Here is a 21,713-nt window from a genome sequence, read left to right on the forward strand (position 1 = left end):
TTAAAGAGCGTTTGGTTAAGAGCTTTTCGTCTCAACCGAGGCGCGCATTCTACGCTTTCCTCAGAGCCTGTCAAGCGTTTATTTTGAAGTTTTTTGCGAGAAACTCGTTTAGCTTCAAACACTTGGCTCGCTGCGATCTCTCGTAGCGGGAGGCGAATCATACAGCGTTTAAAAGCACTGTCAACCACCATCTTAACCGCTTGCGATCATTCGATCGTAGCCCTTTCAGCACCTTTCGAATCGGCTAACTCATTGAATCTCAAGGAGTTTGTCGTTCCGTTGTCGCTGGAAGTGGGGCGCATTATAAGGGGATTCGAGAGGGCGTCAACCCTTAATTTCAAGAAACTTTAATATCGCTGAAAAACAAAGAAGGGAGGCCTTTCGGCCTCCCCTCTTCTATATAGCTACGCCACCAGGCGCTCACTCGGCCTTGAGTGTCACCCGGCCAAACGACTTCTTGCCCGCCCGGCATACATGGGTAGCACCGAGCGCAAACATGAAGTCCTTGTCGACCACTGCACCATCAACCTTCACCGCACCTGCACCCAGCAGGTCCCGCGCTTGCGCCGAGTTCTTCACCAGGCCAGCCCGGTTGAGCACGGCAGCAATCGGCAGGTCTTCCGCCGCAGCCACTTGGATCTCCGGCAGGTCCTCCGGCAGTTCGCCTTCCTTCATACGGTTACCCGCAGCACGGTGAGCGTTGGCCGCAGCCTCTTCACCGTGGAAGCGCGCAACAATCTCTTCCGCCAGCTTGATCTTGATGTCACGAGGGTTGGCACCATTGGCGACATCGGCACGGAACTGCTCGATCTCTTCCATCGAACGGAAGCTCAGCAGCTCGAAGTAACGCCACATCAAGGTATCCGGGATCGACACCAGCTTGCTGTACATCACCCCGGGCGCCTCCTGGATGCCCACATAGTTGCCCAGCGACTTGGACATCTTCTTCACGCCATCAAGCCCTTCGAGCAACGGCATGGTCACGATGTTCTGCGCTTCCTGGCCGTAGGCGCGCTGCAGTTCGCGCCCCATCAGCAGGTTGAACTTCTGGTCGGTACCACCCAACTCGACGTCCGCCTTCAGCGCTACCGAGTCATAACCCTGGACCAGCGGGTAGAGGAACTCGTGAATGGCGATCGGCTGGTTGGTGGTGTAACGCTTGTCGAAGTCGTCGCGCTCAAGCATGCGCGCCACGGTGTACTGCGACGCCAGGCGAATGAAGTCGGCCGGGGTCAGCTTGTCCATCCAGGTGGAGTTGAACGCAACCTCGGTCTTGGCCGGATCGAGAATCTTGAACACCTGCTGCTTGTAGGTCTCGGCGTTGTCCAGCACCTGCTCACGGGTCAGCGGTGGGCGCGTGGCGCTCTTGCCACTTGGGTCACCGATCATGCCGGTGAAGTCACCGATCAGGAAGATGACTTGGTGGCCCAACTCCTGGAACTGGCGCAGCTTGTTGATCAGCACCGTGTGGCCAAGGTGCAGGTCAGGTGCAGTCGGGTCGAAGCCGGCCTTGATGCGCAGAGGCTGGCCGCGCTTGAGCTTCTCCACCAGTTCCGACTCGACCAGTACTTCTTCCGCGCCGCGCTTTATAAGCGCCAGCTGCTCTTCAACCGACTTCATAGACAAACCCGCAAGGCTCAGATTCAGGGGGAGCCAACCATACAAGATCGGCCGTCAAATACAAGTTTCGCAAAGGAATGTGACCCGGACACAGGCTTGCGGCGTCTACGCGCCCTTGCGTGAAAATGGATTTGGTTATATTTTATACAGTTATTTCATCTTCATCATGTCATTCATCTTTTCCATTTCACTTTTTTCAAAGTCACCTTGCCCATGACCAACGAACCGCCTAAAGCGCCCCCGCTTTATCCGAAAAGCCATCTGTTGGCCGCCAGCGGCATAGCCGCCCTGCTCAGCCTTGCTCTGCTGGTGTTTCCGTCCAGCGAAGTGGAAGCCAAGAAAACCACCCTCAACCTTGAGCTGGAGAGCCCTGCCGAGCAGCTGAAAGACGAATCCCGCGCTGCCCCCCTGGTGCAGGCCGAGGGCGAGCAAGGCTCGCCGTTCGCCCAGATCGAAGAGGCAGCACCCGAGACCCAGAAAGCCGAACAGCAAGCCCCTGCGGTCGAACCCGTCGCCGAGGCTGCCAAGGAGCCTGGCCACCGCGAAGTTACCGTGGCCCGTGGCGATACACTGTCCACCCTGTTTGCCAAAGTTGGCCTGCCGGCCAATGCAGTGCATGACCTGCTGGCAAGTAACAAGCAGGCCAAGCAGTTCAGCCAGCTCAAGCACGGCCAGGTACTGCAGTTCGAACTCGACAAAGACGGCCAACTGGCCAGCCTGCACAGCAAGGTCAGCAACCTGGAAACCATTCGCCTGACCAAGTCTGCCAAGGGCTACACCTTCAACCGTGAGATCAGCAAGCCGGTGGTACGCACCGCCTATGCACACGGCGTGATCAAAAGCTCGCTGTCGGCCTCGGCCCAGCGCGCCGGCCTGTCCCACAGCATGACCATGGACATGGCACGTGTGCTGGGCTACGACATCGACTTCGCCCAGGATATTCGCCCAGGCGATGAATTTGATGTGGTCTACGAGCAGAAGGTGATGGACGGCAAGGTGGTCGGCACCGGCAACATCCTGTCTGCCCGCTTCACCAACCGCGGCAAGACCTACACCGCCGTGCGCTACACCAACAAACAGGGCAATACCACCTACTACACCGCCGATGGCAACAGCCTGCGCAAGGCCTTTATCCGCACCCCTGTAGATTTCGCCCGCATCAGCTCGCGCTTCTCCGCAGGCCGCAAGCACCCGATCCTGAACAAGATCCGCGCCCACAAGGGCGTTGACTATGCCGCCCCTCGCGGTACGCCAATCAAGGCTGCAGGTGACGGCCGCATCGAACTGGCCGGGCGCCGTGGCGGCTATGGCAATACCGTGATCATCCAGCATGGCAACCGTTACAAGACGCTGTACGGCCACATGCAGGGCTTTGCCAAGGGCATCAAGACTGGCGGCACCGTGAAGCAGGGCCAGATCATTGGCTACATCGGCACCACGGGCCTGTCCACCGGGCCTCACCTGCATTACGAGTTCCAGGTCAATGGCGTGCATGTCGACCCACTGAGCCAGAAGGTTCCGATGGCCGACCCGATCGCCAAGAACGAGCGCCAGCGCTTCCTGCAGCAGAGCCAGCCCCTGATCGCCCGCATGGATCAGGAAAAGGCCACCCTGCTCGCAGCGAACAAGCGCTAAGCCCATGGCGCTTTACCTGGGAGTAATGTCCGGCACCAGCCTCGATGGCCTGGACATTGCGTTGATCGAACAAGGCGAGCAGCTTGAACTGCTCGCCACCCATTACCTGCCAATGCCAGGTGACCTGCGTCAGGATCTGCTCGCCCTGTGCAGCAGCGGCCCCGACGAGGTCGCACGTGCGGCGCTGGCGGAAAACCGCTGGGCCAGCCTGGCAGGCGAAGGCATCCGCCAACTGCTGGCCCGTCAGGGTCTGCAGGCCAATGCCATCCGCGCCATCGGTAGCCACGGCCAGACCATCCGCCATGAACCGGCTCGCGGCTTTACCGTGCAGATCGGTAACCCGGCGCTGCTCGCCGAGCTTACCGGCATCAGCGTGGTTGCCGACTTCCGGCGGCGTGATGTGGCTGCCGGCGGCCAAGGCGCGCCACTGGTGCCGGCCTTCCACGAAACCCTGTTCGGCCACCTCGGCCAGCGCCTGGCAGTCTTGAACGTAGGCGGTTTCAGCAACCTCAGCCTGATCGAGCAAGGCAAGCCGGTGCACGGTTTCGACTGCGGCCCCGGTAACGTGTTGCTGGACGCCTGGATCGAGCGCAAGCGCGGCCAGGCCTATGATGCCGACGGCGTCTGGGCCGCGTCTGGCGTGGTGCAGCCCGGCTTGCTCAGCGCATTGCTGGCCGACCCGTTCTTCGCCGGCAGCGGCCCCAAGAGCACAGGCCGCGAGGTGTTCAACCTGCCTTGGCTGGATGGCCACCTGGCCCGCCTGCCTGCCTACCGCGACGAGGATGTACAGGCGACACTTTTGGAACTGACCGCACGCAGCATCATCGATTCGCTGGTCAATGCCCAACAAGGCACGCAAGCACTGTTGGTATGTGGTGGCGGCGCACGCAATGGTGCACTGATGACCCGTCTCGGCCAGTTGTTGCCCGAAGCGCGCGTCACCAGCACTGGCGCCCATGGCGTTGACCCGGATTGGGTAGAGGCCATGGCGTTTGCCTGGCTGGCCCACTGTTGCCTCGAGGGCATCGCCGCCAACCGGCCCAGCGTCACGGCCGCCAAAGGCCTGCGCGTACTGGGCGCGATCTACCCGGCGTAACCGCTACGCCAGAAAGCAAAACGCCGCGCAATTGCGCGGCGTTTTCGTATGGCCAGGCTTCAGATCGAGAACGAAGACCCGCAACCGCAGGTAGTGGCGGCATTCGGGTTCTTGATCACGAAACGCGAGCCTTCCAGGCCTTCCTGGTAGTCCACTTCAGCACCGGCCAGGTACTGGAAGCTCATGGGATCGACCACCAGCGATACGCCTTCACGCTCGACGATGGTGTCGTCTTCGGCCACATCCTCATCGAAAGTGAAGCCGTACTGGAAGCCCGAGCAACCACCACCGGTCACGAACACCCGCAGTTTCAGACGTTCATTGCCTTCCTCGTTGACCAGGTTTTTCACTTTCTGGGCTGCCCCATGGGTGAATTCCAGGCCGGTAGGGGTGAAGGTTTCGACGCTCATGTTGATTCTCCCGGCGCGGTAGCCGCCTTAAAACTCGATGACGCGCATTATCCGCTTCTCCGAGAAAATTGGTCAAGAATTGTGCGGCTTTAGTCGTGACAAACAAAAAGGCCCGCACAAGGCGGGCCCTTTTCTGCACCTCATGATTACGGCAGCAGGCCCGCGTGGGACAGCCCCATGCGCTCGTCCAGGCCGAACAGGATGTTCAGGTTCTGTACCGCCTGGCCCGACGCACCCTTGACCAGGTTGTCGATCACCGACAGCACCACCACCAGGTCACCACCCTGCGGGCGATGAACCGCAATGCGGCAGACGTTGGCGCCGCGCACGCTACGGGTTTCAGGGTGGCTGCCCGCTGGCATCACGTCGACGAACGGCTCATCGGCGTAACGCTTCTCGAACAGCGCCTGCAGGTCAACCGAGGTGTCGACCACATTCGCGTACAAGGTGGCATGGATACCACGGATCATCGGCGTCAGGTGCGGTACGAAGGTCAGGCCGATGTCCTTGCCAGCCGCCAGGCGCAGGCCTTGGCTGATTTCAGGCAGGTGACGATGCCCCTTGACCGCATAGGCCTTCATGCTTTCACCGGCCTCGCAGAACAGCGACCCCACTGCCGCACCACGGCCAGCGCCGCTGACACCCGACTTGCAGTCGGCGATCAAACGCGACGGGTCGGCCAGGCCTGCTTCCAGCAGCGGCAAGAAGCCCAACTGGGTTGCGGTCGGGTAGCAACCCGGCACAGCAATCAGGCGCGCCTGGCGGATTTTCTCGCGGTTGACCTCAGGCAGGCCATATACCGCATCCTTGAGCAGCTCTGGCGCACCGTGCGGCTGGCCGTACCACTTGCCCCACTCGGTGGCATCCTGCAGGCGGAAGTCGGCCGACAGGTCGATCACCTTGGTGCCAGCCGCCAGCAACTCGCCGGCCAGGGCATGGGCAACACCGTGCGGGGTGGCAAAGAACACCACATCGCAGGCAGCCAGGGCCTTGCTGTCCGGCACGCTGAACGCCAGCCCGTCATAGTGGCCGCGCAGGTTCGGGTACATGTCCGCCACCGCCACGCCCGCCTCGGAGCGCGAAGTGATGACCGCCACTTCGGCCTGTGGATGCTGTGCCAGCAGACGCAACAGTTCGACGCCGGTGTAACCCGTGCCGCCGACGATACCGACCTTGATCATAACGCTTGCCCCTTATCAACGAGCCGTCTGGAAAGCGCACGATAATAGGGGCGCAAGGCGCCTGTAACAACTCTTCGGGTGACCCTTCGGCCGCTTGGCCACTACTATCTGACGACCGTGAATACCTGAAGGAACTCCCTCAATGCTTTACTTATGGATCAAAGCGCTGCATATCGTCAGCGTGGTCTGCTGGTTCGCTGGCCTTTTCTACCTGCCCCGGCTGTTCGTCTACCACGCCCAGAGCCAGGACAGCATCAGCCAGGACCGCTTCGTGACCATGGAGCGCAAGCTGTACCGCGGCATCATGAACCCGGCGATGATCGCCACTTATGTGTTCGGTGCGTGGATGCTCTACCTCACCCCCGGCTGGCTGAGCCAGGGCTGGCTGCATGCCAAGCTGACACTTGTCATCCTGCTGACCGGCTACCATCACGTGTGCGGCGCCCAGCGCAAACGCTTCGCCAGCGGCACCAACACCCGCAGCCACGTCTACTATCGATGGTTCAACGAAGTGCCCGTGCTGTTGCTGTTGGGTATCGTAATTCTGGTGGTGGTCAAACCGTTCTGACATAGCCACCCGTTCAAGGAGCCTTGCCATGTCGCTACCCGCCTCGCTCGAACAACGCCTGCGTCTGCCCGTGGTTGCCGCACCGATGTTCCTGATTTCCAACCCGCAACTGGTGCTGGCCTGTTGCGCCAGCGGCGTAGTGGGCAGTTTCCCGGCCCTGAACCAGCGCGACAGTGCCGGCTTCAAGGCCTGGCTGGAAGAGATCGAGGCGGGTCTTGCACAATTGCAGGCGCCCGCGCCCTATGCGGTCAATCTGATCGTGCACCCGACCAACCCACGCCTGCAGGCCGACCTGGCGTTGTGCGTGGAACACCGCGTGCCGATCGTGATCACCAGCCTGGGCGCAGTGAAGGAAGTGGTCGATGCCGTGCACAGTTACGGTGGACTGGTGTTTCACGATGTCACTACACGCCGGCATGCCGAGAAGGCCGCCGAAGCGGGTGTCGACGGGCTGATTGCCGTCGCCGCTGGCGCGGGAGGCCATGCGGGTACCTGGAGCCCGTTCGCCCTGGCCGCAGAGATACGCCAATTCTTCGATAAAACCCTGCTGCTGGCCGGCTGCCTCAACCACGGCCACGAGATCCTGGCGGCGCAACTGCTAGGAGCGGACCTGGCATACATGGGCACACGCTTCATTGCCACCGCAGAAAGCCAGGCCCAGGATGCCTACAAGCAGATGCTGCTCGATGCCCATGCTGCCGATATCATCCACACCCCGGCAGTGTCCGGCATCCCCGCCAGCTTCCTGCGCCCGAGCCTGGAACAGGCCGGCTACGACATGAACGCCCTGAAGGGCGGCCACGAACCAGGCAAACTCAAGCCGATCGACGAAGAAGCCAAAGCCTGGAAGACCGTATGGTCGGCAGGCCAGGGCGTCGGCGAAATCCATGACATGCCCAGCGCCAGTGTATTGATCGAGCGGCTGCACAAAGAGTACCGGGAGGCCCTGGAGCGCTGCCAGGCCCTGCACGCCCGCACCTTGTAGCAAAAGGCAACACCTTGCCCGGCCAAGCTGTACACTAGGCGCCCTCTTCCGCCCCCAGGAGCCTTGCATGACCCGTTACGCCATGATTACTGGTGCTTCCAGCGGCCTGGGCCTGGCCCTGGCGGAAGCCCTGGCACGGCGCGGGCGCAACCTGATCCTGGTGGCACGCCAGCGCGAAACGCTGGAACCGGTTGCCATCGAACTGACCCAGCGCTTTGGTGTCGAGGTGCTGTTCCGCGCCTGCGACCTCAGCCAGCCGCTACGCCTGTCTGGCTTCGTGCTGGAGCTGGAAGAAGGCGAACGGCGTATCGACCTGCTGGTGAACTGTGCCGGCTTGCGTACCTACGGGCCGTTCCTGGCCCATGAGTGGGCCGACGAGCAGGACCTGCTGGAGGTCAACGTATTGGCCCTGAGCCGCCTGTGCCACGCCATCGGCAACCTGATGGCCGTGCAGGGGGGTGGGCAGATCCTCAATGTCGCAGGCCTGGCCGGGGTCGCACCTGGCCCCTGGATGGCAGCCTATGCTGCCAGCAAGGCGTACGTACTGAGTTTTTCCCAGGCCCTGCGCGAAGAGCTCAAGCGTGCCGGCATCAAGGTTTCGGTGCTGTGCCCCGGCCCGGTGCGCTCCTCGCGCCGGCGTATCGCGCGACTCGATGGCAAGTCCCGCTGCCTCAGCCCCGAGGAAGTGGCACTGTATACCGTACGCGCCCTGGACAAGAACCGCGCACTGATCCTGCCTGGCCGGCGCAACCGCTGGCTGGCGTTTGCGCCGCGCCTGCTGCCGCGCTGGCTGGTGTGCAAACTGGCCGGGGCCCTCCACCGGCGCTATTGCCCGGCCGGCATGGAATAGCCACTGGGCGAGCGGCGCCTGGCTGAGTACACTCGGCCCGACCCTCACCATGGAGCAAGTGCTGTGGACGATCTATTCCTCAAAATCATCAACCGGGAAATCCCGGCGGATATCATCTACGAAGACGACCAGATCCTGGCCTTCAAGGACATTGCACCCGCGGCACCGGTACATTTTCTGGTCATCCCGAAAAAACACATCCGTACGCTCAATGACCTGACCGAAGAAGACAAGGCGCTGGCTGGCCACATTCTGTTCACCGCCCAGCGCCTGGCAGTCGAGCAAGGCTGCGAGGAAGGTTTCCGCGTGGTCATGAACTGCAACCCGAAAGGCGGCCAGACCGTCTACCACATCCATATGCACGTGCTTGGCCAGCGCCAGATGAACTGGCCACCGGGCTGATCCACGGCAAGCGACCCCGCCGCTATTGCGGTAAACTGTCGGGCACATTCTTGCGGAGGTGCCCGATGGCTACCGAACGTCACTACTCGCCGCTCGACCGCTTGTTGCTGCAGGCCGATACCGCCATGCGCACCTTGCTGCCCTTCAGCGGCCAACCTGCCCGGCCATCGCCGGCCATCGTCCAGCCGGACGTCGACCTCGACGAGCAGCAGACCCGCCACATCGCCGGGCTGATGCGCATCAACCACACCGGTGAAGTGTGCGCCCAGGCGCTGTACCAGGGCCAGGCCCTGACCGCCAAGCTGCCAGAAGTGCGCAAGGCCATGGAGCATGCTGCCGAGGAGGAAGTGGACCACCTGGCCTGGTGCGAGCAACGCATCCGCCAGCTGAACAGCCACCCGAGCGTGCTCAACCCCCTGTTCTACGGCATGTCATTCGGCATCGGCGCACTTGCCGGGCTGGTCAGCGACAAGGTCAGCCTGGGCTTCGTCGCCGCCACCGAGCACCAGGTGTGCAAGCACCTTGACGAGCATCTGGAGCAGATCCCGCACGAAGACGAAAAGTCCCGCGCCATTCTCGAGCAAATGCGCATCGACGAAGAGCAGCACGCCGAGTCCGCACTGGAAGCCGGCGGTTATCGTTTCCCGGCGCCGGTCCGCTTTGGCATGAGCTTGCTGGCCAAGGTCATGACCAAGAGCACTTACCGCATCTGAAGGCATCACCATGACGGACCGTTTCGACGCCAAGGACCTGGCGCGCGCCGTGCAGGCCGGTATTCTCCAGCCGGGCCAGGACCAAAGCCTGCTGGCATTCCTGCGCCAGCAACCGGCTGCACGTGGCAGCTTCCAACTGGCCCATGTCGCTTTCTATTTTGGCGCCATGCTGATCATGGCGGCCATGGGCTGGTTGCTCACCGAAGCGTGGATGAGCATTGGTGACGGCGCGCTGCTAATCATCGCCAGCCTCTATATCCTGCTGATCACCTTGTTCGCCCTCAACCTGCAGCGCCGTGGCCAGCCTGTTGCTGCCGGGGTGTTGGCGGCGGTGGCGGTCAGCATTGTGCCGTTGGCCGTGTTCGCCATCGAACGTTTGGCCGGCTGGTGGCCGCTGGACGACGCGCAGGCCGACTATCACCAGTACTACACCTATGTGCAGGGCGGCTGGCTGGCCATGGAAGCCGCCACGGTGCTGGCCGGTTTACTGATGCTGCGGCTGATCCCCTACCCGTTCGTCGTCATGCCGATAGCCGTGGCCCTGTGGTTCATGTCGATGGACCTGAGCGAATGGGTGTTCGGCTCGCCGTTCAGCTGGGAGCAGAGGCGCGTGGTTTCGCTGTGGTTCGGGTTGGGCCTGCTGGTGGTGTTCCTGGTGATAGACGGTCGCACGCGTGAGGACTACGCCCGCTGGGGCTACCTGGCCGGGCTTGCGGCATTCTGGGGCGGTTTGACGCTGGTGGACAGTGGCAGCGAACTGGGCAAGGCCCTGTACTGCCTGATCAACATTGCGCTGATGGGTATGGCGGTGCTTCTGCGCCGGCCGGTGTTCATGGTGTTTGGTGCGTTGGGGGTGGCGGCTTACCTTGGGTATCTTTCGTACGACGTGTTTGCCGATTCGTTGCTGTTCCCGGTGGTGGTGACCTTGATCGGGCTTGGGGTTATCTGGCTGGGGCTGGTTTACCAGAAGCGGCGGGAGCGGTTGAGCGAGGTGATGCGGGGTTGCTTGCCGGAATGGGTGCGAGCGGCACTGCCGGCGCTTCGCAGCTGATATTGCCGGGGCCGCTCCGCGCCCCATCGCGACACAAGGCCGCTCCTACAGGAGGTAAGCGCCCCCTGTAGGAGCGGCCTTGTGTCGCGATGGGCTGCGAAGCAGCCCCAAAAATCGTTGCCTTAACCCAGCTCTACAATTTCATACCCATGGGTAATCTCAACCCCGGCACGCTCCAGCATGATCGAAGCCGAGCAGTACTTCTCTGCCGACAGCTCCACCGCCCGCTTGACCTGGGCTTCTTTCAACCCACGCCCTTTCACCACGAAGTTCATGTGAATCTTGGTAAACACCTTCGGGTCTTCACTGGCACGTTCGGCTTCCAGAAACGCCTCGCAGCTCTCCACAGCCTGGCGCGACTTCTTCAGGATGCTCACCACATCAAAGCTGCTGCAGCCACCCAGGCCCAACAGCAACATTTCCATCGGGCGAACACCCAGGTTGCGGCCGCCGGCCTCGGGCGGGCCGTCCATAACGACGACGTGGCCGCTCCCCGATTCGCCGAGGAACATGGCCTCACCGGCCCACTGGATACGTGCCTTCATCTACCCGCACTCCTGATTTTCGGAAAAGGGTGTCAGCTTAGACCTTGTGCGGCTGTGGGAAAAGCGCGAGACGTGTCGGTTTAGTGCCGAAACATCCAGTAGTGTCTGATAAGCTGGCGCCAAATGACTGGCGCCTGGCGCCGGCCAGCCTCTATAAAAAGCCTATGCGTCGTATCGAACAGGATTTCGTGATGGTTGCCTCCGCCCTACCTGCCAAGATCAAGAACATCGACAAGTTGCTGGTACATTGCCAGCGCCGCCGCTACACCGCCAAAAGCAACATCATCTGCGCCGGCGACCGGGCCGAAACACTGTCGTTCATCATCAAAGGTTCGGTAACCATCCTCATCGAGGATGACGAGGGCCACGAAATGATCATCGCCTACCTCAACAATGGCGACTTCTTTGGCGAGCTGGGGCTGTTCGAACCGGTTGACGGCGAACAGCAACGCAGTGCCTGGGTGCGAGCCAAGACCGAGTGCGAAGTGGCCGAAATCAGCTACGAGAAATTTCGTGAACTGGCCCGCCAGGACCCGGAAATCCTCTACGCCCTGGGCAGCCAGATGGCCCAGCGCCTGCGCAACACCACCCGCAAGGTCGGAGACCTGGCCTTTTTCGACGTCACCGGGCGGGTTGCCCGTTGCCTGCTGGAACTGTGCAAGCAGCCCGACGCCATGACCCATCCCGACGGCATGCAGATCAAGATCACCCGCCAGGAAATCGGCCGTATCGTCGGGTGTTCCCGGGAGATGGTCGGCCGCGTCCTCAAAGACCTTGAAGAACGCAGCCTGGTACAGGTCAAGGGCAAGACCATGGTGGTGTACGGTACCCGCTAGTCCTTGGGCAGGTCTGCCAGCACCTTGGCGTAGACCTGCGACAGGCGCTCGAACCAGGGCGCCTCGGGCGCCACTTCGTGCAAAGCGATGTGCGCGTCGGCGCGGCAGCGTTGCTCCAGCTCGCAGCACTCATTGAAGCGGTTGACCGCCGCCACCATCGACTCACGCTCGTTGTCCAGCAACAACGCTCCGTGTACCAGCACAACAGGGCGCTTGCCGCCCAGGCCCTGGCGCCAGCGCTGGGCTGTGCCTACCAGCTTGCGGCCATTGAGGTTGACGTTGTAGCGGCCATCGCAGAACGCCCCATCGATTTCCCCCACCGACGCTACCCCACCCCACTCGCGCAGCACATCGCACAGGGGTAGGCACAGGCGTTCGTAGGCGTTTTCAATACGGCCGTGATCGCCTTCGCTGCGTGGCGCGGCGTAGACCAGTGCAACGTTCACGGTGGCATGTGATTGAGGTACCGGCTCACCGCCGGTTTCGCGCAGCAGCACTGGCCAGCCGCTAATGGCCAGCTCCGAGCAGGCGGCTTCGAAGTTATCCAGGCGGCTCATGCGTCGGGGCATGACCAGCGCATGGTCGGTGGGGCGCCAGAACAGCACGCCACTTTCGCGTTCGCCGCGGCACACGGCGGCGAGCAATTCCTGCTCGGCGTGCAAGCCCTGCTCGACGGTCAGGGCCAGGGGTTGATCGGTCATTGATCCACCTTTGATGTTATTTTCAAGGGCCTATTCGCGGGCACGCCCGCTCCCACAGGTGCATCACAGGTCCACAAGGCGGTGACCATCCTGTGGGAGCGGGCGAGCCCGCGAAAGGGCCATGGCAGGCATACAAAAAAGCCGGCAAGAACGCCGGCTTCATTTGATCAGTCCAGTTGCTGAACAGTCTTCTTCACCTGCTCGGGGAAGAACAACCGCTGCAACTCCAGCCCCGGCTGCTCGGCACGCATGAACGCCTCGCCCACCAGGAACGAGTAAACCTCGTTGATCGCCATCAGCTCCACATCGGCCCGGTTGAGAATACCGCTCTCGGTAATCGCCAGACGGTCACGCGGAATGCGTGGCAGCAGGTCAAGGGTGGTTTCCAGGCTGACCTCAAAGGTATGGAGGTTACGGTTGTTCACCCCCACCAACGGCGTATCCAGGGTTTTCAGAGCGCGCTCCAGCTCATCGCCATCGTGCACTTCTACCAGCACATCCAGGCCGACATCCTTGGCCGTGGCGGCCAGTTCGGCCATCTTCACGTCATCCAGCGCCGACACGATCAACAGCACGCAGTCCGCACCCAAAGCCCGGGCTTCGACGATCTGGTAGGGGTCGACCATGAAGTCCTTGCGGATCACCGGCAGCGACACCGCCGCGCGGGCCTGCTGCAAGTATTCATCGGCACCCTGGAAGTAATCGACATCGGTCAGCACCGACAGGCAGGTAGCGCCGCCCTTTTCGTAGCTGACAGCAATTTCCGCCGGCTCGAAGTGTTCACGGATCACGCCCTTGCTCGGCGAGGCCTTCTTGATTTCGGCAATTACCGCTGGCTGCTTGCGCTTGGCCTGCTCGATCAGCGCGTTGGCGAAGCCACGTGGGGCATCGGCGGCCTTGGCCAGGCTTTCCAGTTCGGCAAGGCTCACGCGCGCGCTGCGCTCGGCCACTTCCTGGAACTTGCGGGCAATGATCCTTTCCAGCACCGTCGGCACACTCATGCTTCGTTCTCCACCTTGAATACTGCTGTAAAGGCACCCAGTTCCTGCAGCTTCTCCCAGGCCAGGCCGGTGTGCAGTACGTCGTGGGCCAGTTCCACGCCCTGAGCCAGGGTCATGGCATGATCGGCAGCATAGAGCGCCGCGCCCGCGTTAAGCACGATCATTTCAGCGGCTTTCTGGCCGTTCTCGGTCTTGCGGCGGCCCAGCGCATCCCGTATCAGCTCCAGCGATGCTTGCGGGTTCTCGACGGCCAGGCCATGCAGGCTCTGGCTCTTCATCCCGAGGTCTTCCGGCTCTACCCAGTATTCAGTGATTTTGTCGTTCTTCAGTTCGGCAACGAAGGTGGGTGCTGCCAGGCTGAACTCATCCAGGCCATCCTTCGAGTGCACCACCAGCACATGCTTGCTACCCAGGCGTTGCAACACCTCGGCCAACGGGCGGCACAGGGCCTGAGCGAACACGCCGACAACCTGGTGCTTCACTCCAGCCGGATTCGTAAGCGGGCCGAGCATGTTGAACAGGGTACGCAACCCCAGGTCACGACGCGGGCCGGCGGCATGCTTCATGGCGGAATGATGGCTTTGCGCGAACATGAAGCCGATGCCCAGGCTGTCAATACAGCGGGCCACCTGAGTTGGTGTCAGGTTCAGGTAGATGCCGGCAGCTTCCAGCAAGTCGGCACTGCCGCTCTTGCCCGACACTGCGCGGTTGCCATGCTTGGCCACGGTGCAACCCGCTGCTGCCAGAACGAATGAAGACGCGGTGGACACGTTGAAAATATTGGCGCCATCGCCGCCAGTGCCGACGATGTCGACCACACCATCGAGGCTTGCAAGTTCAACCTTGTCCGCCAGCTCACGCATCACGGAAACCGCACCGACAATTTCGTCGATGCTTTCGCTTTTCATGCGCATGCCCATCAGAAAGGCGCCGATCTGCGCCTCGCTGCACTGGCCGGTCATGATCTGGCGCATGACATCGCGCATTTCTTCGGTAGAAAGGTCCAGATGGCCGACGATACGGCTCAACGCGCTCTTGATATCCATGTTCGATCCTTAGCGGCGGCCGCCGGTCTGCTTGAGGAAGTTGGCGAACAGCTCGTGGCCCTGCTCGGTCAGGATCGACTCGGGGTGGAACTGCACCCCTTCGATGTTCAGCGTTTTATGGCGCAGGCCCATGATCTCGTCGACCGAACCGTCAGCATGGGCGGTCCAGGCGGTTACTTCCAGGCACTCGGGCAAGGTTTCGCGCTTGACCACCAATGAATGATAGCGGGTGACGGTCAGCGGATTGTTGAGGCCGGTGAACACGCCCAGGTCGCGATGGTGTACCGGGCTGGTCTTGCCATGCATCACCTGGCGGGCACGCACCACGTCACCGCCAAAGGCCTGGCCGATGGACTGGTGACCCAGGCACACGCCCAGGATTGGCAGCTTGCCGGCAAAGTGCAGGATGGCCTCGATGGACACGCCAGCCTCGCTCGGCGTGCACGGGCCCGGGGATACGACGATACGCTCGGGGTTCAGGGCTTCGATCTGGGCGATGGTCATTTCGTCATTGCGAATGACCTTGACCTCGGCTCCCAGCTCGCCAAGGTACTGAACGACGTTGTAAGTGAATGAGTCGTAATTGTCGATCATCAGTAACATGGTGTTAAACCTCTTGAATTTACTGACTTCAGAATTCGAACCTTCTTGCAGCCGGTACAGGCACGGCTTCGCCACAAAGGGCTGTAAATGAAGAAGGTAAACGGGGGCGGGCCGGACGGGCCGGCAGGGGATAAAGTCAGGCGCGCCAACGCCAACGGGCGTGAGCCTTGATAACGCGCATCAAGAGTTTGCTGACGATCAACACAGGATAGGTCTCGCTCATACGTCCCGGCACAGTAGCCTACCGGGGCGGCGGGCGCAATATGCCTGTAAACACGGGGAAACGAATGGACTTGGGAGGCATGCCCCGCGATTTGCTAAGGTCGATCGGGTTGTCCTCATAAAAACAAAGAAAAGGATGTTCCAGGATGCAAAAAGCCCCGTTATTGCGCTTTACCCTCGCCTCATTAGCCCTGGCCTGCAGCCAGGCATTCGCTGCACCGTCGCCTTACTCGACATTGATTGTCTTTGGCGACAGCCTGAGTGATGCCGGGCAGTTTCCAGACCTGACCGGCGGTACAGCCGGGTTGCGCTCCACCAACCGTGATGCCGACGGCAACTATGCGCCAGTGTCGCCGATGATCCTTGGCAGCCGCCTGGGTGTTGACCCGGACGACCTCAACCCATCAACTTCAGTAGGCATCCGCCCCGACGGCAACAACTGGGCAGTGGGCGGCTATACCACGCAGCAGATTCTGGATTCGATCACCAACATCTCCAAGACCGTCATACCACCCGGTAATCAGGGCGCCGGCCAGGTACTGCGCGAACGGCCGGGGTATCTGGCCAATGGCCAATGGGCCGACCCCAATGCGCTCTACTACCTGACTGGAGGCGGTAACGATTTCCTCCAAGGCCTGGTGAACAGCCCTGTCGACGCGGCAGCAGCCGGTGGCAGGCTAGCGGCCAGCGCACAGGCGCTGCAACAAGGCGGGGCCCGCTACATCATGGTCTGGCTGCTGCCTGACCTGGGCCAGACACCCAACTTCAGCGGTACCCCAGGGCAAAACCCGCTGTCGCAGCTGTCCAGCGTGTTCAACCAATCGCTGATCAGCCAGCTCAACCAGATCGATGCTGAAATCATCCCGCTGAATATTCCGGTGCTGCTCGGCGAGGCCCTGGCAAACCCGACACAGTTTGGCCTGGCCAGCGGCCAGAACCTGGTCGGCACCTGTTACAGCGGCGACAGTTGCGTGGAAAACCCGGTGTACGGCATCAATGGCACCACACCCGACCCAACCAAGCTCCTGTTCAATGATTCGGTACACCCGACCATCGCCGGGCAACAGCTGATCGCCGACTACGCCTACTCGATCATCTCCGCTCCATGGGAGCTGAGCTTACTGCCAGAAATGGCTCACGCCAGCCTGCGTGCCCACCAGGACGAATTGCGCAACCAGTGGCAGGCGCCCTGGCAGCCCGTTGGCCAGTGGCAGGCCTTTGTCGCCACCGGCGCACAAGACCTGGACTTCGACGGCCAACGCAGTGCGGCAAGCGGTGATGGCCGTGGCTATAACCTGACCCTGGGCGGCAGCTACCGGTTGAACGACGCCTGGCGACTGGGCCTGGCCGGCGGTGTGTACCGGCAAAAACTGGAGGCAGGCGCCAATGATTCGGACTACAAACTGAATAGCTACCTGGCCAGCGCCTTCGCCCAATACCGCCAGGACCGCTGGTGGGCTGATGCCGCGCTGACCGCCGGGCACCTGGACTACAGCGACCTCAAGCGCACCTTTGCCCTTGGCGTGAACGAGCGCAGTGAAAAGGGCGACACCGACGGTGAGGCCTGGGCGATGTCCGGGCGGCTGGGCTACAACCTGGCAGCCGAAAGCAGCCGCTGGCAGCTGGCGCCGTTCATCAGCGCTGATTACGCGCGAGTGAAGGTGGATGGTTACGATGAGAAGAGCGGGCGTTCGACGGCACTGGGCTTCGACGACCAGGAGCGTAAGTCACGCCGTTTGGGCCTGGGGTTGCAGGGCAGTGTGCAGGTGCTGCCGAGTACCCGGCTGTTTGCCGAGGTGGCGCAGGAGCATGAGTTCGAGGATGACCAGCAGGATGTGACGATGCACCTGACCAGCTTGCCGGCCAATGACTTCACTTTGACCGGTTATACGCCGCACAGCGACCTGACCAGGGCGAGCCTGGGGGTGAGTCATGAAGTGGTGGCGGGGGTGCATTTGCGCGGGAACTACAACTGGCGCAAGAGTGATGAGTTGACGCAGCAGGGGGTTAGCTTGGGGGTAAGCATCGACTTCTAGATTGCCGGGGCCGCTGTGCGGTCCTTTCGCGACACAAGGCCGCTCCTACAGGGGAACGCGAAGGCCGTGGAAATGCGATCCATTGTAGGAGCGGCCTTGTGTCGCGATGGGCTGCAAAGCAGCCCCAAAGGCCGGTGAATTATTTGGCGGAAGTCTGCTCAGCCAACGCAACCGCACGGAACATAGCGCGGCGCTTGTTGATGGTTTCTTCCCACTCCAGCGCCGGCACCGAGTCGGCAACGATGCCGCCCCCCGCCTGCACATGCAGCTCGCCGTCCTTGATCACTGCCGTACGGATGGCAATCGCGGTATCCATGTTGCCGTTCCAGGCGAAATACCCCACGGCACCACCGTAAACCCCACGCTTGACCGGCTCCAGCTCGTCTATGATCTCCATCGCACGAATCTTCGGCGCCCCCGACAGGGTACCGGCCGGCAAAATCGCCCGCAGTGCATCCATTGCCGTCAGCCCTTCACGCAGCTGGCCGGTGACGTTGGACACAATGTGCATCACGTTGGAATAACGCTCGATCACCATCTTCTCGGTCAGGCGCACGCTGCCAGTCGACGACACGCGGCCCACGTCGTTACGGCCCAGGTCGATCAGCATCAGGTGCTCGGCAATTTCCTTGTCGTCCGACAGCAGGTCATCTTCCAGCGCCCGGTCGGCCTCTTCGGTCGCGCCACGCGGGCGGGTACCGGCAATCGGGCGTACGGTAACCAGGTTGTCCTCGACACGCACCAGCACCTCGGGCGAGCTGCCGACCACGTGGAAGTCGCCGAAGTTGAAGAAGTACATGTACGGCGTCGGGTTGAAGCAGCGCAGCGCACGGTACAGGTCGATGGGCGCGGCCTTGAAGTCGATCGACATGCGCTGCGACGGCACCACCTGCATGCAGTCACCGGCCAGGATGTATTCCTTGATGCGGCCGACGGCGTTTTCGTAATCCTCACGGGTGTAGCTGGAGCGGAATTCCGGCTCCGCAGCCTGCGGGCCGCTCAGGTCCAGGCCGCGGCGCGGGGTAATCGGCTGACGCAAGGTTTCCAGCAGGCCTTGCAGGCGTGCCTGGCCCTGCTCGAACGCCTGCTGTTCAGCCGGGTCGACCAGTACGATCGCGTGCATCTTGCCCGCCAGGTTGTCGAACACCACTACCGCATCAGACACCATCAGCAGGATATCCGGCACACCCAACGGGTCCGGGTTGGGGCTGGCACCCAGGCGCTTTTCCACATAACGCACGCAGTCGTAGCCGAAGTAGCCGACCAGGCCACCATTGAAGCGCGGCAGGCCGGGAATATCGGCAACCTTGTAGCGGTCCTTGAAGGCCTCGACAAATGCCAGCGGGTCTTCGACATCGTGGCTTTCCACCTCGACGCCATCCTGCAGGATGCTGACGTGGTAGCCGTGCACGCGCATCACGGTGCGTGACGGCAGGCCGATCATGGAGTAACGGCCCCACTTCTCACCGCCCTGTACCGATTCGAGCAGGTACGAGTTGGGCTGGTCGGCCAGTTTCAGGTAGATCGACAGCGGCGTGTCGAAGTCGGCCAGGGTTTCGCAGGCCAGGGGAATACGGTTATAGCCGGCAGCGGCCAGGCGCAGGAATTCTTCGCGGTTCATGAGTAGCCTCGTGGCAAGCAGCAATAAGTCGGGCAAACGGATGGGCCGGCACGCGCCGGCAGGCAGAAGTCAGGCGCGCCAACGCCAACGGGCCAGGGCCTTGATGACTTTCATCCAGAATTTGCCAGTAACCGCCACGGTGGACTCTCTGTCGTGTGAGGCTTGAAGTTCCGCCAACGTTATCCCAGTGGCCGGGTCTTCGCAACCGGGCAGCAGTGCACGCAGGTCATCAATCACAAGGCTCGGCGATTCGTCATGAATCGGCCGGCCATGGTTGTAGCCGTAGGTCAGCCCCACGCACTGAACGCCAGCCGCCCTGGACGCAAGCACATCACTGCGCGAATCGCCCACGAACAGCGACTGTTGGGGTGTAACGCCAGCCATCTGCATGACGAACAGCAAGGCCGCCGGGTCCGGCTTTTTCTGCGGCAAGGTGTCGCCGCCGATGATCCAGCGGAAGTAGTTGCCGATCTTCATCTGGTCCAGCAAGGGGCCGACAAAGCGCTCGGGCTTGTTGGTGATCAGCGCCATTTCCACGCCCTGCTTGCGCAGCCAGCGCAGGGTGTCCCGCACACCGGGGTAGACCACCGTCAGCTCATGGCTTTCGGCATAGGCGTCCATGAACAGCGCCAGCGCCTGGTCGGCCAGCGCATCGTCCACGGCGGCGTGGTCGATGCCACCCGCCAGCGCCCGGCGCACCAGCACCTGGGCGCCATTGCCGACCCAGTGGCGCACGGCGTCCAGGCCCGCAGGCGGGCGCCCCAGTTCGAGCAGCATGCGGTCCACGGCGGCTGCCAGGTCTGGCACGGAATCGATCAGGGTACCGTCCAGATCGAACATCACCAGCCTGGGCAGCGTCCCCGGGAACAGCTGCTCGAAGCCGCTCATGGGCGGGCCTGGGCCAGTTCGGCGCGCATCTTGGCGATGACTTCCTGATAGTCCGGGGCGTTGAAGATCGCCGAGCCGGCCACGAAGGTGTCGGCGCCAGCGGCAGCGATCTCGCGGATGTTGTTGACGTTGACGCCGCCGTCGATTTCCAGGCGGATATCACGGCCACTGGCGTCGATCAACGCACGCGCTTCGCGCAGCTTGTCGAGGGTGCCGGGGATGAACTTCTGGCCGCCGAAGCCCGGGTTGACGCTCATCAGCAGCACCATGTCGATCTTGTCCATCACATACTTCAGGGCGTCCAGGCTGGTGGCCGGGTTGAACACCAGCCCGGCCTTGCAGCCACCGTCCTTGATCAATTGCAGCGAGCGGTCGATGTGCTGGGTGGCTTCCGGGTGGAAGGTGATGTAGGTGGCGCCGGCCTCGATGAAGTCACCGATGATGCGGTCGACCGGGCTGACCATCAGGTGCACGTCGATCGGCGCAGTCACGCCGTACTTGCGCAGGGCAGTGCACACCATCGGGCCGATGGTCAGGTTGGGAACGTAGTGGTTGTCCATGACATCGAAGTGGACGATGTCGGCACCCGCAGCCAGTACCTTGTCGACATCTTCGCCCAGACGGGCGAAATCGGCAGAGAGAATGGAGGGGGCAATAGCGTAGGGCTGCATGGCGCACCTGTTGGCAGAATCACGGTGGCGCGCATTGTAACTCAGGGAAAGGGATGAGGGCTGATTGGTATCAAAGGGTGTCCGACACATGGGGTGCTTTGCACCCCGATCGCGACACAAGGCCGCTCCTACAAGGAATCACGGTCACCTGCAGGAGCGGCCTTGTGTCGCGATCAAAGGGCAAAGCCCTTCCGACAGTCAGGCCGGCTGCTGGGTCCTCATCTTCTCGCTACGCCCACGCAACCACTCCAGGGTCAGCAGCAATATCACCGAGAAGGCAATCAGCAAGGTCGCCGCCGCCGCAATGGTCGGGCTCAGGTTTTCGCGAATACCACTGAACATCTGCCGCGGCAGCGTCGCCTGCTCGGGCCCGGCCAGGAACAGCGTTACCACTACCTCGTCAAACGACGTGGCAAAGGCAAACAGCGCCCCCGAGATAACCCCAGGCGCGATCAGCGGCAGGGTCACCCGACGGAAGGTCAACAGTGGCGAAGCGCCCAGGCTGGCCGCCGCACGCACCAGGTTGTAGTTGAAGCCCTGCAAGGTCGCCGACACGGTAATGATGACAAACGGCACACCCAGCACTGCATGCACCAGGATCAACGACGTGAAGCTGTTGCCCATCCCCAGCGGGGCAAAGAACAGGTAGCTGGCCACCCCGATGATCACCACCGGCACCACCATCGGCGAAATCACCAGCGCCATCACCAGCGACTTGCCGGGGAAATCACCACGGGTCAGGCCGATAGCAGCCAGGGTGCCAAACACCATGGCCAGTACCGTGGCCGCCGGGGCGACAATGATGCTGTTCTTCAGTGCCCGCATCCACTCGGCCGAGCCGAAGAAGTCCTGGTACCACTGCAGCGAGAAGCCCTGCAGCGGGTACACCAGGAAGCTGCCACTGTTGAACGACAGCGGCACGATCACCAGTACCGGCAAGATCAGGAACAGCAGGATCAAGCCGCAAAGAATGCGCAGGCTGTAGAACCAGACCCGCTCCACGGGCGACATATAAGGGCTCAACATGACAAG

The 21,713-nt window shown here is 62.0% G+C and carries 22 protein-coding genes; 10 read left to right on the forward strand and 12 right to left on the reverse strand.

Features of this window, described 5'->3' with window-relative positions; translation table 11 throughout:
• Positions 1 to 420: 420 nt before the first annotated feature.
• Positions 421 to 1,620, reverse strand: a complete 1,200-nt coding sequence (gene tyrS, locus ACQKPZ_RS21675) for a tyrosine--tRNA ligase (protein ID WP_427542029.1) — start codon at positions 1,618 to 1,620, stop codon at positions 421 to 423.
• A gap of 213 nt (positions 1,621 to 1,833) precedes the next feature.
• On the opposite strand from tyrS, the gene ACQKPZ_RS21680 reads away from it, so the two are divergent.
• Together ACQKPZ_RS21680 and ACQKPZ_RS21685 are read left to right on the forward strand one after the other, a co-directional pair.
• Positions 1,834 to 3,255, forward strand: coding sequence for a peptidoglycan DD-metalloendopeptidase family protein (locus ACQKPZ_RS21680; protein ID WP_427542032.1), 1,422 nt, complete (start codon positions 1,834 to 1,836; stop codon positions 3,253 to 3,255).
• 4 nt (positions 3,256 to 3,259) lie between these two features.
• Positions 3,260 to 4,351, forward strand: coding sequence for an anhydro-N-acetylmuramic acid kinase (locus ACQKPZ_RS21685; RefSeq protein ID WP_427542035.1), 1,092 nt, complete (start codon positions 3,260 to 3,262; stop codon positions 4,349 to 4,351).
• A gap of 59 nt (positions 4,352 to 4,410) precedes the next feature.
• Here ACQKPZ_RS21685 and erpA read toward each other — a convergent pair whose 3' ends face one another.
• Both erpA and argC read right to left on the reverse strand, forming a co-directional pair.
• Positions 4,411 to 4,761, reverse strand: coding sequence for an iron-sulfur cluster insertion protein ErpA (gene erpA, locus ACQKPZ_RS21690; RefSeq protein ID WP_003255511.1), 351 nt, complete (start codon positions 4,759 to 4,761; stop codon positions 4,411 to 4,413).
• Positions 4,762 to 4,907: 146 nt separating this feature from the next.
• A complete protein-coding gene (gene argC / locus ACQKPZ_RS21695; protein WP_019472953.1) occupies positions 4,908 to 5,942 on the reverse strand; it encodes an N-acetyl-gamma-glutamyl-phosphate reductase in 1,035 nt (344 codons plus the stop codon).
• A gap of 142 nt (positions 5,943 to 6,084) precedes the next feature.
• On the opposite strand from argC, the gene hemJ reads away from it, so the two are divergent.
• From hemJ to ACQKPZ_RS21725, 6 genes are all read left to right on the forward strand, one after another.
• Positions 6,085 to 6,510: a protoporphyrinogen oxidase HemJ gene (gene hemJ / locus ACQKPZ_RS21700; protein WP_427542038.1), complete on the forward strand. Its 426-nt coding sequence runs from the start codon at positions 6,085 to 6,087 to the stop codon at positions 6,508 to 6,510.
• Between the two features lie 28 nt (positions 6,511 to 6,538).
• On the forward strand, positions 6,539 to 7,495 hold the full coding sequence (locus ACQKPZ_RS21705) for an NAD(P)H-dependent flavin oxidoreductase (protein WP_427542041.1): 957 nt from the start codon (positions 6,539 to 6,541) through the stop codon (positions 7,493 to 7,495).
• Positions 7,496 to 7,562: 67 nt separating this feature from the next.
• The gene (locus ACQKPZ_RS21710) at positions 7,563 to 8,345 is read left to right on the forward strand and encodes an SDR family NAD(P)-dependent oxidoreductase (RefSeq protein ID WP_427542044.1); all 783 of its coding nucleotides are present in this window, start codon (positions 7,563 to 7,565) and stop codon (positions 8,343 to 8,345) included.
• Between the two features lie 63 nt (positions 8,346 to 8,408).
• Positions 8,409 to 8,747: a histidine triad nucleotide-binding protein gene (locus tag ACQKPZ_RS21715; protein WP_003255518.1), complete on the forward strand. Its 339-nt coding sequence runs from the start codon at positions 8,409 to 8,411 to the stop codon at positions 8,745 to 8,747.
• 65 nt (positions 8,748 to 8,812) lie between these two features.
• Positions 8,813 to 9,460, forward strand: coding sequence for a 2-polyprenyl-3-methyl-6-methoxy-1,4-benzoquinone monooxygenase (gene coq7, locus ACQKPZ_RS21720; protein WP_016484635.1), 648 nt, complete (start codon positions 8,813 to 8,815; stop codon positions 9,458 to 9,460).
• Between the two features lie 10 nt (positions 9,461 to 9,470).
• Entirely contained in the window at positions 9,471 to 10,511 is a 1,041-nt protein-coding gene (locus ACQKPZ_RS21725; protein ID WP_427542047.1) for a DUF2157 domain-containing protein, read from the forward strand.
• Between the two features lie 122 nt (positions 10,512 to 10,633).
• Here ACQKPZ_RS21725 and ACQKPZ_RS21730 read toward each other — a convergent pair whose 3' ends face one another.
• Positions 10,634 to 11,056 carry an OsmC family protein gene (locus tag ACQKPZ_RS21730; protein WP_004376171.1) on the reverse strand — a complete coding sequence of 141 codons (423 nt, stop codon included), beginning with the start codon at positions 11,054 to 11,056 and terminating at the stop codon, positions 10,634 to 10,636.
• A gap of 191 nt (positions 11,057 to 11,247) precedes the next feature.
• Between ACQKPZ_RS21730 and crp the strand changes: the two genes are divergently transcribed.
• The gene (gene crp, locus ACQKPZ_RS21735) at positions 11,248 to 11,892 is read left to right on the forward strand and encodes a cAMP-activated global transcriptional regulator CRP (RefSeq protein ID WP_427542050.1); all 645 of its coding nucleotides are present in this window, start codon (positions 11,248 to 11,250) and stop codon (positions 11,890 to 11,892) included.
• Here the strand turns inward: crp and ACQKPZ_RS21740 are convergent.
• The 4 genes from ACQKPZ_RS21740 to ACQKPZ_RS21755 all read right to left on the reverse strand — a co-directional run bounded on the left by ACQKPZ_RS21740 (position 11,889) and on the right by ACQKPZ_RS21755 (position 15,243).
• Complete coding sequence (locus ACQKPZ_RS21740; protein ID WP_427542053.1) at positions 11,889 to 12,593, reverse strand: lipoate--protein ligase family protein; 705 nt, start codon at positions 12,591 to 12,593, stop codon at positions 11,889 to 11,891. The genes crp and ACQKPZ_RS21740 overlap by 4 nt on opposite strands.
• A 167-nt stretch (positions 12,594 to 12,760) precedes the next feature.
• Entirely contained in the window at positions 12,761 to 13,594 is an 834-nt protein-coding gene (trpC, locus tag ACQKPZ_RS21745) for an indole-3-glycerol phosphate synthase TrpC (protein WP_427542056.1), read from the reverse strand.
• The gene (trpD, locus tag ACQKPZ_RS21750; RefSeq protein ID WP_391137795.1) at positions 13,591 to 14,640 is read right to left on the reverse strand and encodes an anthranilate phosphoribosyltransferase; all 1,050 of its coding nucleotides are present in this window, start codon (positions 14,638 to 14,640) and stop codon (positions 13,591 to 13,593) included. Before trpD ends, trpC begins: the two co-directional genes overlap by 4 nt.
• 9 nt (positions 14,641 to 14,649) lie before the next feature.
• Positions 14,650 to 15,243, reverse strand: a complete 594-nt coding sequence (locus ACQKPZ_RS21755) for an aminodeoxychorismate/anthranilate synthase component II (protein ID WP_391137798.1) — start codon at positions 15,241 to 15,243, stop codon at positions 14,650 to 14,652.
• Positions 15,244 to 15,611: 368 nt separating this feature from the next.
• On the opposite strand from ACQKPZ_RS21755, the gene estP reads away from it, so the two are divergent.
• Positions 15,612 to 17,501 (forward strand): esterase EstP, encoded by a 1,890-nt coding sequence (gene estP / locus ACQKPZ_RS21760; protein ID WP_427542059.1) that lies wholly within the window; start codon positions 15,612 to 15,614, stop codon positions 17,499 to 17,501.
• Positions 17,502 to 17,640: 139 nt separating this feature from the next.
• Here estP and trpE read toward each other — a convergent pair whose 3' ends face one another.
• The 4 genes from trpE to ACQKPZ_RS21780 form a co-directional block, all read right to left on the reverse strand.
• A complete protein-coding gene (gene trpE / locus ACQKPZ_RS21765) occupies positions 17,641 to 19,122 on the reverse strand; it encodes an anthranilate synthase component I (protein WP_427542062.1) in 1,482 nt (493 codons plus the stop codon).
• 69 nt (positions 19,123 to 19,191) lie between these two features.
• Positions 19,192 to 20,010: a phosphoglycolate phosphatase gene (locus tag ACQKPZ_RS21770; protein WP_391137807.1), complete on the reverse strand. Its 819-nt coding sequence runs from the start codon at positions 20,008 to 20,010 to the stop codon at positions 19,192 to 19,194.
• Positions 20,007 to 20,681 carry a ribulose-phosphate 3-epimerase gene (gene rpe, locus ACQKPZ_RS21775; protein WP_016484625.1) on the reverse strand — a complete coding sequence of 225 codons (675 nt, stop codon included), beginning with the start codon at positions 20,679 to 20,681 and terminating at the stop codon, positions 20,007 to 20,009. The genes ACQKPZ_RS21770 and rpe overlap by 4 nt, the downstream gene beginning before the upstream one ends.
• A 198-nt stretch (positions 20,682 to 20,879) precedes the next feature.
• Positions 20,880 to 21,707, reverse strand: a complete 828-nt coding sequence (locus ACQKPZ_RS21780; RefSeq protein WP_391135818.1) for an ABC transporter permease — start codon at positions 21,705 to 21,707, stop codon at positions 20,880 to 20,882.
• Positions 21,708 to 21,713 lie beyond the last annotated feature (6 nt).

The sequence above is a fragment of the Pseudomonas sp. NPDC089547 genome, assembly GCF_050280665.1.
Taxonomy (GTDB): Bacteria; Pseudomonadota; Gammaproteobacteria; order Pseudomonadales; family Pseudomonadaceae; genus Aquipseudomonas.

What these genes read in the sequence shown, in the direction of transcription:
- ACQKPZ_RS21710 (WP_427542044.1), top strand. Translation starts at nt 7,563, where the DNA reads ATGACCCGTTACGCCATGATTACTGGTGCTTCCAGCGGCCTGGGCCTG.
- ACQKPZ_RS21755 (WP_391137798.1), bottom strand. Translation starts at nt 15,243, where the DNA reads ATGTTACTGATGATCGACAATTACGACTCATTCACTTACAACGTCGTT.
- trpD (WP_391137795.1), bottom strand. Translation starts at nt 14,640, where the DNA reads ATGGATATCAAGAGCGCGTTGAGCCGTATCGTCGGCCATCTGGACCTT.
- trpC (WP_427542056.1), bottom strand. Translation starts at nt 13,594, where the DNA reads ATGAGTGTGCCGACGGTGCTGGAAAGGATCATTGCCCGCAAGTTCCAG.
- ACQKPZ_RS21730 (WP_004376171.1), bottom strand. Translation starts at nt 11,056, where the DNA reads ATGAAGGCACGTATCCAGTGGGCCGGTGAGGCCATGTTCCTCGGCGAA.
- coq7 (WP_016484635.1), top strand. Translation starts at nt 8,813, where the DNA reads ATGGCTACCGAACGTCACTACTCGCCGCTCGACCGCTTGTTGCTGCAG.
- ACQKPZ_RS21770 (WP_391137807.1), bottom strand. Translation starts at nt 20,010, where the DNA reads ATGAGCGGCTTCGAGCAGCTGTTCCCGGGGACGCTGCCCAGGCTGGTG.
- ACQKPZ_RS21685 (WP_427542035.1), top strand. Translation starts at nt 3,260, where the DNA reads ATGGCGCTTTACCTGGGAGTAATGTCCGGCACCAGCCTCGATGGCCTG.
- ACQKPZ_RS21725 (WP_427542047.1), top strand. Translation starts at nt 9,471, where the DNA reads ATGACGGACCGTTTCGACGCCAAGGACCTGGCGCGCGCCGTGCAGGCC.
- trpE (WP_427542062.1), bottom strand. Translation starts at nt 19,122, where the DNA reads ATGAACCGCGAAGAATTCCTGCGCCTGGCCGCTGCCGGCTATAACCGT.
- ACQKPZ_RS21740 (WP_427542053.1), bottom strand. Translation starts at nt 12,593, where the DNA reads ATGACCGATCAACCCCTGGCCCTGACCGTCGAGCAGGGCTTGCACGCC.
- tyrS (WP_427542029.1), bottom strand. Translation starts at nt 1,620, where the DNA reads ATGAAGTCGGTTGAAGAGCAGCTGGCGCTTATAAAGCGCGGCGCGGAA.
- argC (WP_019472953.1), bottom strand. Translation starts at nt 5,942, where the DNA reads ATGATCAAGGTCGGTATCGTCGGCGGCACGGGTTACACCGGCGTCGAA.
- ACQKPZ_RS21780 (WP_391135818.1), bottom strand. Translation starts at nt 21,707, where the DNA reads ATGTTGAGCCCTTATATGTCGCCCGTGGAGCGGGTCTGGTTCTACAGC.
- estP (WP_427542059.1), top strand. Translation starts at nt 15,612, where the DNA reads ATGCAAAAAGCCCCGTTATTGCGCTTTACCCTCGCCTCATTAGCCCTG.
- hemJ (WP_427542038.1), top strand. Translation starts at nt 6,085, where the DNA reads ATGCTTTACTTATGGATCAAAGCGCTGCATATCGTCAGCGTGGTCTGC.
- rpe (WP_016484625.1), bottom strand. Translation starts at nt 20,681, where the DNA reads ATGCAGCCCTACGCTATTGCCCCCTCCATTCTCTCTGCCGATTTCGCC.
- ACQKPZ_RS21705 (WP_427542041.1), top strand. Translation starts at nt 6,539, where the DNA reads ATGTCGCTACCCGCCTCGCTCGAACAACGCCTGCGTCTGCCCGTGGTT.
- erpA (WP_003255511.1), bottom strand. Translation starts at nt 4,761, where the DNA reads ATGAGCGTCGAAACCTTCACCCCTACCGGCCTGGAATTCACCCATGGG.
- ACQKPZ_RS21680 (WP_427542032.1), top strand. Translation starts at nt 1,834, where the DNA reads ATGACCAACGAACCGCCTAAAGCGCCCCCGCTTTATCCGAAAAGCCAT.
- crp (WP_427542050.1), top strand. Translation starts at nt 11,248, where the DNA reads ATGGTTGCCTCCGCCCTACCTGCCAAGATCAAGAACATCGACAAGTTG.